The following is a 10,152-nucleotide window of genomic DNA, read 5'->3' as shown; positions in this document are numbered from 1 at the left end:
GACGCCCTTGGGGCGGCCGGTGGAGCCGGAGGTGTAGATGACGTAGGCGGGGTGGTCGGGTGTGGCGGTGGTGGGTGGGTTGGTGCGGGGGTGGTCGGAGAGGTCGATCGTGTCGATCGGGATTGTTCGGATCCCGTTGGTGGGGATGTCCGTGTGGGTGGTGCCGGTGGTGAGGAGGAGGGTGGGTCGGGCGTCGTCGAGCATGTGGGTGACGCGGTCGGTGGGGTAGTCGGGGTCGATGGGGAGGTAGGCGCCGCCGGCTTTGAGGACGGCGAGCAGGGCGATGACGAGGTCGGTGGAGCGGTCGAGGCGGACGGCGACGAGTGTTTCGGGGTGGACGCCGTGGTCGGTGAGCAGGTGGGCGAGTTGGTTGGCGCGTTCGTTGAGGTCGCGGTAGGTGAGGTGGGTGTCGCCGTCGGTGAGGGCGGTGGCGTCGGGGGTGTGGGCGGCCTGGGTTTCGAAGTGTGCGGTGAGGGTGCCGTCGGGTGTGGCGAGGGCGGGTCGGGTTGCCCAGGTGTCGAGCAGGAGGTGTCGTTCTTCGGTGTCGAGGACGGGTACGGCGTGGACCGGCTGGGTGGGGTCGGTGGTGAGGGCGGTGAGGACGCGCAGCCAGCGCTGTCCCAGGACCTCCACCGACGACCGGTCGAACAACTCGGCCGCGAAGACGATCCGCACCGCCAGCCCGTCCGGAGTGTCGGTGGACGTGTACCGCTCGCGGACCTCGAAAGCGAGGTCGAAGTTGGCCGTCGGGTCCCCGGCGGTCGACAACTCGACGTCCACGCCGGGCAGTTCGAGGCGTGCCTCGACGGTGTTCTGCAGGGTGAGGATGACCTGGAAGAGCGGGTGGCGGGCCATCGAGCGGGTGGGGGCCAGTTCCTCGACCAGGCGCTCGAAGGGCACGTCCTGGTGGGCGAACGCCCCGAGTCCGGTCTCCCGGACGCGGCTCAGCAGTTCGCTGAAGGTCGGGTTGCCGCTGAGGTCGGTGCGCAGCACCAGGGTGTTGGCGAAGAAGCCGACGAGCTCGTCCAGTGCTTCGTCGGTGCGTCCGGCGATGGGTGTGCCGATCGGGATGTCCTGCCCGGCGCCGAGCCGGGAGAGCAGCACCGCCAGCGCCGCCTGGAGCAGCATGAAGGGCGTGACACCCTCCTTCCGGGCGAGCTCCAGCAGGTTGGTGTGGAGCTCGGCGGGGACGGTCAGCTCGACGTCGCCGCCCCGGTGTGAGGCGACGGCCGGACGCGGACGGTCGAACGGCAGCGTCAGCTCCTCCGGCAGCTCGGCCAGCGCCTCCCGCCAGTACCCCAACTGCCCCGCCAGCAGGCCCTCGGAGTCCTCCTCCGACCCCAGCAGCTCGCGCTGCCAGAGCGTGTAGTCCGCGTACTGCACCGGCAACGGCGACCACGCGGGCGAGCCGCCCCGCACCCGCGCCGCGTACGCGGTGGACAGGTCCCGCCCGAGGGGTCCGAAGGACCAGCCGTCGCCAGCGATGTGATGAAGCGTCAGAACAAGGACGTGCTGCTCGGGTGCCAGGGTGAACAGGTCCGCCCGCAGCGGCGGTTCCGTCGCCAGGTCGAAGGGCCGTCCCGCCGACCGGTTCACGGCGACGGCCAGCTCCTCCTCCCCGTCGACCGGTTCGACGGTGAGCTCGAACGGGACCGACTCGATCGGCAGTACCCGCTGCACGGGTTCGCCGTCGACCGGGGAGTAGACGGTCCGCAGCACCTCGTGCCGCTCCATCACGTCACGCAGGGCCGCGGCCAGGGCATCCGGCTCCAGCGCGCCCGAAAGGCGCAGCGCCGCAGGGATGTTGTAACCGGAGCTCGTCCCCTCCAGCTGTCCGAGGAACCAGAGCCGCTGCTGGGCGTAGGAGAGCGGCACCGGCGCGGGCCGCTCCTCGACGGCCACCACGGGCGGCCGCAGCGTCGCGCCGCCGTCGAGCCGGCGCGCCAGCGCGGCGGGCGTCGGCGCCTCGAAGAGGGTGCGCAGCGGGAGTTCGACCCCGAGGGCGGACCGCACCCGGCTGCCGAGACGGGTGGCGAGGAGCGAGTGGCCGCCGAGGTCGAAGAAGCCGTCCTCGACCCCGACCGAGGGCAGGCCGAGGACCTCGGCGAAGAGCGCGCAGAGGATCTCCTCGGACAGGTTCTCCGCCGCCCGGCCGGCGCCGGCGCCCGCGGCCGCGTAGTCCGGGGCGGGCAGGGCCTTGCGGTCGAGCTTGCCGTTGGCGGTCAGCGGCAGGGACTCCAGCACCACCACGGCCGACGGCACCATGTACTCCGGCAGCCGCTCGGCCGCCGCCGCGCGGGCCAGGGCGGGCAGCGCGGCCACGTCCGCGTCGTGCTCCGCCACCAGGTACCCGACGAGCCGGTGGTCGCCGGGGGCATCCTCGCGCACCGACACGGCGGCCTGGGCGACCCCCGGGCAGGACGCCAAGGCGGCCTGGACCTCGCCGAGTTCGATGCGGAAGCCACGGATCTTGACCTGGTCGTCGGCGCGACCCAGGAACTCCAGCTCACCGTCGACGGTCCAGCGGACCACGTCGCCGGTGCGGTACATCCTCCCTCCTTGCCCGCCACCGGGAAGGAGGAGCCCACCTCCTTGCCCGCCTTCGGGCTGGGGGTACCTCCCGGCCGCCGGGCTGGGGGCGAGGGGCCCATCCCCGGCTTCGAAGGGGCAGGCCACGAAGCGTTCGGCGGTCAGGCCGGGGCGGCCGAGGTAGCCGCGGGCCAGGCCGCTGCCCGCCAGGTAGAGGTCGCCGGCCACACCGGCCGGAACCGGGCGCAGAGCCTCGTCGAGCACGTAGGCCCGGGTGTTGTCGATGGGCCGCCCGATGGGCAGGACCTCGCCGTGCTCGTCGCCGACCTCGTGGGCGGTGGACCAGATGGTGGTCTCGGTGGGGCCGTAGAGGTTGGTCACGCCGGCCGTGCGGGCGGTCAGAGTCCGGGCCAGCCCGCTGTCCAGCGCCTCGCCGCCGACCAACGCCCGGAGACCGGCCAACGCGTCACCGGCCAATGCGTCACGGGCCGAGGGCGCGTCGGCCGACGAGCCGTCGAGCGACGCGGCTTCGGCGGTCAGTGCGTGCCAGAGGCTCGGCGTGGCCTGCATCGCGGTCGCCCCACTCGCCGTCAGCAGGTCCCGCAGCGCACGCGGGTCCCGGACGGTCTCGCGGGGGGCCAGCACCACCCGGGCGCCGTTGAGCAGGGGCAGGTAGAGCTCCAGCGCGGCGATGTCGAAGGCGACCGTGGTCACCGCGAGCAGCCGGTCGGTGGGGCCGAGCGCGAAGCGGCGCTGCATCGCGGCCAGGAAGTTGACCAGTGCCCCGACCGGCACGACGACGCCCTTGGGCCGTCCGGTGGAGCCGGAGGTGTGGATCACGTACGCCGGGTGGCCGGGCAGCACGGCGACGCCCGGGTCGGCGTCGTCGGAGGTGAAGCCGGCGGAGGTGGCGTCGTCGGAGGTGGCGGGCTCGATCCGGTCCACCGGCACCACGGGGATCCCGCCGGCCGGCACCGCCGCCGCGGTGGCCCCGGAGGCCAGCACGACGACCGGCCGGGCGTCCGCCAGGGTGTAGGCGATGCGGTCGGCGGGGTAGTCGGGGTCGATGGGCAGGTAGGCGCCGCCGGCCTTGAGGACGGCGAGCAGGGCGACCACCAGGTCGGCGGAGCGTTCCAGACAGACCGCGACCAGCGCCTCCGGTCCGACGCCGCGCCGGATCAGCAGGTGTGCCAGCCGGTTGGCGCGGGTGTTGAGCTCCCGGTAGGTGAGTTCGCGGTCGCCGCTGACCAGTGCGACCGCCTCGGGTGTCCGGGCGACCTGGGCTTCGAACAGCGTGGGCAGGGTGGCCGACGGCGGCTCGACGGCGGTGTCGTTCCAGTCGGTCAGGACCTGCTGCCGCTCGGCCGCGTCGAGCAGTTCGACCTCGTGCAGCGGCTGGGTGCCGTCGGCGGCGGCGAGGGCGGCGAGGTAGTGCTGGAAGCGGCGGCAGTGGGCGGCGATCTCCTCCGGCCGGTAGAGCGCCGGGTTGGCGTCGACGACGAGACCGGCGCCGTCGCCGGTCTGCCGGTCGTAGATCAGGATGTTGAGGTCCTCGACGGGGCCGCTGCTGAGGTTGTGGGTGGTGCTCGGGTGGCCGCCGAAGGTGAGGTTGTAGTCGAAGGACTGGATGTTGACGGTGGGGCCGAACAGCTGCCCGCTCGACGCGACCAGGCCGAGGTCGCGCCGGATCTCCTCGTAGCGGTAGCGCTGGTGCCGCAGGGCCTCACGGGCGGCGCGGCTGGTCTTCTTGATGAGCGCGGAGAGCGGTTCCTGCGGGTCGACGGCCAGGCGCAGCGGCACCACGTTGTTGACGACGCCCGGGGTGCTCCGGGCGACCTCGCCGGACCGGGCGGCGACCGGGAAGCCGAGGACGACGTCGCCGCTGCCGGTCACCCGGGAGGTGTAGGCCGCCGCGGCGGCGAGCACCAGGACGGTCCAGCTGACCCCGAGCCGGCGCGCGGAGGTGCGCAGCGTGGCCATGTACTCGGGGCCCAGCCGGAGTGCGTGGCGCAGGTGGGTGTGCGAAGCCGGGGCGAACCGGCCGGCGAAGTTGACGGCGGTCGGGCGGTCGGCGAGCCGGTCCTGCCAGTACTGGCGGTCCGCCTCGAACTGGGCGGAGGCGCGGTACTCGGCCTCGACCTCCACCAGCCGCGCGAACGGAGGGATGCCGCTCTCGTCGGGCAGGGTCCGGCCCTCCGCCCAGGTGCTGTAGACCTCCGCGACCCGGGCGGCGAAGAGCGGGCCGCTGTGGCCGTCGCCCATCGCGTGGTGGGCGCGCAGGGACCAGATGTGGTGGTCGGCGGCCAGCCGGATCAGCGCGAAGGCGCAGGCGGGGCCGGTCTCCAGGTCGTAGGGGCGGAGGTACTCGGTGCGCATCCAGCGCACCGCCGCCTCCCACGGGTCGGTCTCGGCGCTGACGTCGACGGGGACGAACCGCCAGGCGGGGTCGGGTTCGACGAACTGGCGGAGTTCCTGGCCGCCGGGCACCAGCCGCAGGCGCAGCGTCTCGCAGTCGAGGACGGCCCGGTGGAGGGCGCGCTCGAACAGCCCGGGGTCGACCGGCCCGTGGATCTCCACGTACTCGTGGACCTGGTAGGCGGGGCTGGCCGGGTCCAGCTGCTGCGCGAACCACATTCCGGCCTGGCCGGAAAGCAGGGGCAGGTACTCGGGCTGCGAAGGCGACATCTGCTGGGACTCCGGTTCGTCTGGGGGTCGCGCCGGGCCGTCGGCCCGTGGGTTCCACCGCGGCCCGGCCGGGCGGCCGGGGACGCACGTGTCTGACCGCCCCGCGGCGCCGGTGCGCGCCTGGGGCGGTGTGGGTCTCGGGGGTCGGGGGCGGTCAGCGCCCGGTCGGGTGCGCCGGCGCCGGGGAGGAAGCCGGGGAGGTGGCCGGGGAGGCGGCCCGGGCGGTGGCCGGATCGTCGGTCCGGGAGGTGGCCGGGGAGGCGACCCGGGCGGTGGCCGGGTGTGCCGTCACAGGGACAGCGAGTCGAGCAGCATGGCCGCGGTGACCGCCGGATCGTCCTCGGCCCCGACGAGCGAGGCGTTCGGGAGGTGGGTGCCGCCGTCGCGCTCCGCTCGGGCCCGACGCCGGCCGCCGCCGGTGATGTTGAGCAGGATCCGTGCGTCACGCGGGATCCGCCGCTCGGTGACCGCGCGTCGCAGGCAGGCCACCGCCACGGCGGCGGCCGGCTCGATGTCGATGCCCTCGGTCTCCTCGAACAGCGCGGCCGCGGCGAGGGCCTCCGGGGTGTCGGCCAGCAGGATCTCGCCCGAGGTGTCGGCCAACAGGTCGGCGACGCCGCCGTGGACCCCGAACGGAGGTGTGGCGTTGACGAGTTCGGGGGCGTGGACGTCGATGCACGACAGCGTGACCGCGGCCGGGGAGGAAGTCGACTCCGGCAGCGGAGCCGCGGCCTGATCCGGGAGTCCTCCGGAGAGGGCGGCGGTCCGGCCGCGCCAGAGCCGGTGCAGCGGGGCGAACCCGGTGTTCTGGCAGAGCAGGGTGCGCGGCGGGGTGCCGCCCGTGGTGGCGGCGATCCGGCGGGCCGCCTCGTGCGCGGCGATCGCGCCGGTACCGCTGCCGACGGCCTGGACGTAGTAGTCGGGCAGTCGGCCGAGCCGCTCGTACGCGGCCAGCATGACGATTCCGAGGCCGTCGCGGCGGGCGACGTTGCGGACCCCGCCCTCGGGGAAGAAGGGCGCGCCGGTGGCCAGGATGCCCTGGCCGTAGGTGATCGCGTCGTTGTAGCCGCCGCCCTTGACGGCGACGATCCGCACCCGCGGTCCGGTGCCGCAGAGCGCCAGCCCGGGCAGGGCGCGTTCGGGGATCACCAGTACGCAGGGGAAGTCGAACTTCTCGGTGGCCCGGACGAAGGCCGCCGCGGTGTTCCCGGCGGACGCGACGACCATGACGCCCGCGTCCTGCGGGACCCGTCCCAGGACGGCGAAGGCCTCCAGTTCCTTGAAGGTCCCGGAGTCCATGCGGCAGTCGCGTTCCGGCCAGTAGCCGCTGAAGGCCGTCCAGAGGTCGCTCAGCCCCAGGGCGGCGCCGAGTCCGCGACTTCGGTGCACGGCGGGCAGGCTCGCCCCGGGGACCTCGCGGACGACCGGGAGCCAGCCGCGGTAGCGGAAGGGGCCGGGTGTCGCCGGGGTGGCGGCGATCGCGTCGGCCAGTGAGCCGGCGGTGTACTCGGTCCGTAGCAGTGAATTGTCGCGGCACTCCGGGCAGGCCGAAATCAGCCCGTCGTCCCCGAATCGTAAGCCGCATCGAGTGCAGACAACCGTGTAGTGCCCGCCGTGCTCCATGGCTTTCCCCCGTTGCCACCGGCCGCAGCCGGTACTGCCAGCTGAATGTGTTCGCGCGGGCCGGAAACTACTGTTCCATGGCCGAAATGAGACTCTTCGGGCGCATGTCGGTCCAGGAGTTCTCGATGTAGTCCAGGCACTCCTGGCGCCCGGCCTCGCCGAACACCTGCTGCCACCCGGCCGGAATTTCCGTGAAGACGGGCCAGAGCGAATGCTGGCCCTCGTCGTTCACCAGAACCAGGTAGTTGGCCTCGGGGTCCTCGAAGGGATTCGTCACCGCGTCACCTTTTCTCGCATAGCCGGTTGGCCGGCTGGACATATGCGGACGTGGCGGAGGTGGATCCCCTGTTCCGGACGGACCTGCCCCCGCCCGGTCCGTGTTCCAGTCTTACTCATCCGGGCCCGAAAGGGGAAGTGTGGATTGATGTCGGGAGGCGTGAACGGAATGTGCAGGTGCTTCTGCTGTCGCCGTTGCTCCGGCGCGCCGGTCGGCCGGTGCTGATCCCGTGCGAAATGTCGCGAAATATGGAGGAAATGAGCTCCGCGGCCGGGCCGGGTGGACCTGCCGTGCGCTCGCAGCGGGAGTGAAGTCCCGTACCCCGGTGGGAGCGCGGCGGCGAAGAAACCCCGCCGACCGGATGATCGGACGGGCACGGATGGTCTGGCAGACTTCTGCCCCATGAGGTTACCGACCGACGGCCACGCATCCGGTGCCGAGAACAACTCCCGTTCCCGTGACGCAAGTTCCGTTCATGCCGGAGGGAATTCACCCGACGGTCCGGGGAGCGGGCCGGAGGGCCCGGCCGTCGGCGGAGCGGTGCCGGGCGGCGCACGCACCCTGCGTGACCGGATCGCCGCCCGGCGGCTGCGTCCGGTCCGGCCGCGCCTCCGGTTCGAGCTGGTGCTCATCGGGATCGGCTACTGGGTCTACAACCTGGTCCGCAACGCGGTTCCGCAGCACGCCGAGACCGCGAAGGCCCACGCGAACCTCGTGTGGGACCTGGAGCGGAGCCTCGGCCTGGCCTTCGAACGCTCGGTCAACCACGGCCTGGACGCGGTGACCTGGGTGATCGTCGGCATGAACTACTACTACGCCACACTGCACTTCGTCATCACCATCGCCGTGCTGGTCTGGCTCTACCGCAGCCACCCCGGCCGGTATCCGGCGGTCCGTACGGCGCTGGCCGCTGCCACCGGCATCGCCCTGGTCGGCTACTACGTCTTCCCGATGGCCCCGCCGCGGATGCTGCCCGGCTTCATCGACACGGTGACGGTGCACCACACCTGGGGTTCGCTGGCCTCGGGCGCGGGAGCGACCATCTCCAACCAGTACGCGGCGATGCCCTCGATGCACTTCGGCTGGGCGCTGTGGTGCGGGCTGACGGTGTTCTTCCTGTCCGGACGGGCCTGGCTGCGGGCGCTGGGCCTGCTGTACCCGCTGTTCACCCTGACCGTGATCATCGCCACCGCGAACCACCTCTGGCTGGACGCGGCGGGCGGGGCGGTCTGCCTGGGCGTGGGCTTCGTCGCGGCCCGGCTGCTCTTCCACCGCTGGGCGTACCGGTTCCCGCGGATCCCGGCCTCCTGGCAGGCCGCCGGGCCGCGCGTGGCCGGGCAGTGGCCCGTCCCGGGCGAGGCCGCCGCCCGCCGCCGGTAGCCCGGACCACAGACGGGCCGGTCAGCCGATCGGCACCACCGGACCTGTCGGCACAGGCAGGAACGGGTCGGCCCGCGCCGGCCCGACCGCCGCCGGCCCGACCGCCGCCGGCCCGGCGCGCCGCCGGCGTCGCCGACCCGGCGGATCACCCCCGCTCGCGGTCCACCAGATCGGACGGGTCGGTGTTGGCGCCACAGAGGAGGACGGCGACGCGCTCACCGTCGGCCCGGTCGACCGCGGCGAGGGCGGTGGAGGCCGCGAACTCGACGGCGATCCGGCGCTCCTCCCACAGCCGCCGGCGGGCGCGCACGATGGCCTCGTCGTCCACCAGGACGGAGCGCACGCCCTCGTGCCCGGCGGCGGCGACCGCCAGCGCCGTGGCGCGGCGGGCGCCGAGCGCGTCCTGGGCCACCGAGTCGACCGGGACGTCCACCGGGTGGCCGGCCGCCAGCGCGGCGTTCAGGGCACGGCTGCCGGTCGGCTCGACCGCGAGCACCCGGACGCCGTGCTCGCGCGCCGCCACGGCCACGCCGGCGAAGAGCCCACCGCCGCCCACCGACACCACCACGGTGTCCAGCCCGGGCACCCGGTCGCGGATCTCCGCCAGGACGGTCCCCGCGCCGGCGGCGATCAGCGGGTGGTCGTACGCGTGCGAGGCCAGCGCCCCGCTGTCGGCGGCGAACTCCTCGCACGCGGCCAGCGCTTCCGCGTACTCCCGGCCGGCCAGCCGCACCTGCGCGCCGTAGGAGCGCAGCCGGGCCAGCTTCACCGGGGAGGCGGTCTCCGGCAGGAACACCGTCGCCCGGACGCCGAGTTCGCGCGCCGCCCAGGCGCAGGCGAGCCCGGCGTTGCCACCCGAGGCGATGGTGACCCCGGTGTCCGGGAGGGTGCCCGCCTCGGCGTGCGCGAGCAGGAAGTTCTGTGCACCGCGCGCCTTGAAGCTGCCGGTGTGCTGCAGGAACTCCAGTGCCAACCAGGTCCGTCCGCCGTCGTCCCCCGGCGCCATCGCGACCGGGCGCACCCGCCCGGCGATCCGCCGCGCGGCAGCCTCGACCTCGTCGTACGTCAGCTGGTCCATCGCGTTCTGCTCCTTCGCCGGTGGGGCGTCGACAGGGTGTTCCGTCCGCGGCCGACGGTACGTCGCGCGGCCGGACGGGCGGAAGATCACGGCACCGGAGGCGTACCGTAGCCCCGTGCGTCATGTGATCCTCCCCCCGCCGCCCCGCTAGCGGGCGGCCCACTCCACCCACCCCGGCCCGCGGGACTCCGCCGGCAGCCGGGGCGATGACCGCCGCCCGCGCACCCCGCGGACCCGAACCGGCCATCCATCGTGGAGTACTGACGCATGTCCTCGTACGCCGCCGTGCCCTTCCGGCACGGCCTGTTGTCCATTTCCGCCGCCGCCGTCGCCTGGGGCGCGGGCGGAGCCGTGGCCGCGCTGCTGATGCGCACCAGCGGCCTCGGCCCGGTGGCCGTCTCCTGCTGGCGCTTCGGCGTCGCGGCGCTCTGCCTGGCCCTGCTGCCGACCGGTGGGCGGCGGGGCCGGGGGGGGCCCCGCCCGGCCCCGGGCCCCCGGGGGAACGGGGTGGGGGGGGGGTTAAGGCCCTGGCGCGCGGTTCGGGACCGGGCGATAGCGGCGCGGGGGGGGGGGCCCCCGA

General features: G+C 73.9%; 5 protein-coding genes. 1 reads left to right on the top strand and 4 read right to left on the bottom strand.

The window, feature by feature from the left end; translation table 11 throughout:
- The 3 genes from ACFV04_RS42010 to ACFV04_RS42000 form a co-directional block, all read right to left on the bottom strand.
- A partial coding sequence (locus ACFV04_RS42010) for an amino acid adenylation domain-containing protein (RefSeq protein WP_380536381.1) occupies nucleotides 1-5,214 on the bottom strand: 5,214 nt, incomplete at its 3' end.
- A 288-nt stretch (nucleotides 5,215-5,502) separates the two neighbouring features.
- Nucleotides 5,503-6,837: a cysteate synthase gene (locus ACFV04_RS42005; protein WP_380536379.1), complete on the bottom strand. Its 1,335-nt coding sequence runs from the start codon at nucleotides 6,835-6,837 to the stop codon at nucleotides 5,503-5,505.
- 67 nt (nucleotides 6,838-6,904) lie between these two features.
- Entirely contained in the window at nucleotides 6,905-7,114 is a 210-nt protein-coding gene (locus ACFV04_RS42000) for an MbtH family protein (protein WP_360268339.1), read from the bottom strand.
- 540 nt (nucleotides 7,115-7,654) lie between these two features.
- On the opposite strand from ACFV04_RS42000, the gene ACFV04_RS41995 reads away from it, so the two are divergent.
- A complete protein-coding gene (locus tag ACFV04_RS41995; RefSeq protein WP_380536378.1) occupies nucleotides 7,655-8,494 on the top strand; it encodes a phosphatase PAP2 family protein in 840 nt (279 codons plus the stop codon).
- 145 nt (nucleotides 8,495-8,639) lie between these two features.
- On the opposite strand, the gene ACFV04_RS41990 is transcribed toward ACFV04_RS41995, so the two are convergent.
- Nucleotides 8,640-9,572 carry a serine/threonine dehydratase gene (locus tag ACFV04_RS41990; protein WP_380349764.1) on the bottom strand — a complete coding sequence of 311 codons (933 nt, stop codon included), beginning with the start codon at nucleotides 9,570-9,572 and terminating at the stop codon, nucleotides 8,640-8,642.
- Nucleotides 9,573-10,152 lie beyond the last annotated feature (580 nt).

The organism is Kitasatospora sp. NPDC059599 (assembly GCF_042735125.1).
Classification (GTDB): Bacteria; Actinomycetota; Actinomycetes; order Streptomycetales; family Streptomycetaceae; genus Kitasatospora.
This window is presented reverse-complemented; position numbering and strand designations above follow the sequence as displayed.